Origin of the sequence: Mesorhizobium sp. M7A.F.Ca.CA.004.04.2.1, from assembly GCF_004022825.1 — a bacterium.
GTDB lineage: Bacteria > Pseudomonadota > Alphaproteobacteria > Rhizobiales > Rhizobiaceae > Mesorhizobium.
The window spans coordinates 1-1,239 of sequence record NZ_RZPH01001361.1 but is presented as its reverse complement, the minus strand read 5'-3'; the positions used below and the strand labels follow the sequence as shown (position 1 = coordinate 1,239).

The window sequence follows — 1,239 nt, the reverse complement described above, 5'->3', positions numbered from 1 at the left end:
GGTGACCGTCATCGGCCCTTCCGGCAGCGGCAAGACCACGCTGCTGCGTTGCGTCAACTTTCTCGAAAGCTATGACAGTGGTTCGATCCGCATCGACGGCAAGGAGGTCGGCTTTCGCGAAGCCGGAACCCGCCAGCGTCGCAGCGAACGCGATCTCGCCGCGATGCGCGCCGAGACCGGCATGGTGTTCCAGAGCTTCAACCTCTTTCCGCACCTGACAGCCGCCGGCAACATCATGCTTGGCCTCACCAAGGTGCGCGGCAAGAGCAACGCCGAAGCGCGCACCATCGCCGAACACTGGCTCGGCCGGGTCGGCCTCGCCCACAAGGCCGACAGCCTGCCCGCCGAACTGTCCGGCGGCCAGCAGCAGCGCGTCGGCATTGCCCGCGCCGTGGCCATGGGGCCGAAGATCCTGCTTCTCGACGAGATAACCTCCGCGCTCGACCCGGAACTGGTCGGCGAGGTGCTCGAGGTCGTTCGCAGCCTGGCCGAGGACGGCATGACGATGGTGATGGTCACGCACGAAATGGCGTTTGCCCGCGATGCCTCGAGCCGCATCATCTTCATGGCCGATGGCGGCGTCAGCGCGGCGGGTCCACCCGCCGAAATCCTGGCGGCCGACACCGACAATGAGCGCCTGCGCACCTTCCTGGCACGCTTCCGCGCCTCGCATTTCTAGAACGGGACAGCGAACGCTGTCGCAAGGAGCCTTCTTTCATGACGCCTTATATCCGGCTCGCCGCGTTGGGCCTGACGCTGCCCGAGCCGCCGACACCGATCGCCAACTTCGTCACCCATGCCGAAAGCGGCCGGCTGATCTTCCTGTCCGGCCAGGGTCCGCTGCGCACCGACGGCACGCTGTTTACCGGCAAGGTGGGGGAGGATGTCAGCGTCGAGCAGGCTTATGGCCATGCCCGCCTCACCGGCCTCAATCTGCTTGCCGTCATGCACGCAGCCACTGGCGACCTTGGCCGGATCGTGCGCGTCGTCAAGCTGCTCGGCTTCGTCAACGCCATACCGACCTTCAGCGACCACCCGAAAGTGGTCAATGGCTGTTCCGACCTGTTTGCCGATGTGTTCGACAATATCGGCGGCCATGCCCGCTCGGCGATCGGCGTCGGCTCCTTGCCTGGAAACATCACCGTTGAAATCGAGGCGGTTGTCGAGATCGCCGCCTGACCTTTAGAAGAATGGAATCCGAGAGATGAAAACCACGTCCACCGACGGCTCCAACACCAC

Annotated in this window: 2 protein-coding genes; both read left to right on the top strand. The window is 64.7% G+C overall.

Annotation, left to right across the window (positions count from 1 at the left end):
• Nucleotides 1–679: amino acid ABC transporter ATP-binding protein (locus EN893_RS34565; protein WP_164901411.1), on the top strand; the 679-nt coding region annotated here is incomplete at its 5' end.
• A gap of 38 nt (nt 680–717) precedes the next feature.
• Entirely contained in the window at nt 718–1,179 is a 462-nt protein-coding gene (locus EN893_RS34560; protein ID WP_127271288.1) for a RidA family protein, read from the top strand.
• Nucleotides 1,180–1,239 lie beyond the last annotated feature (60 nt).

Excerpts from the sequence above, each read along its gene's own strand:
- EN893_RS34560 (WP_127271288.1), top strand. The coding sequence starts at position 718 with ATGACGCCTTATATCCGGCTCGCCGCGTTGGGCCTGACGCTGCCCGAG.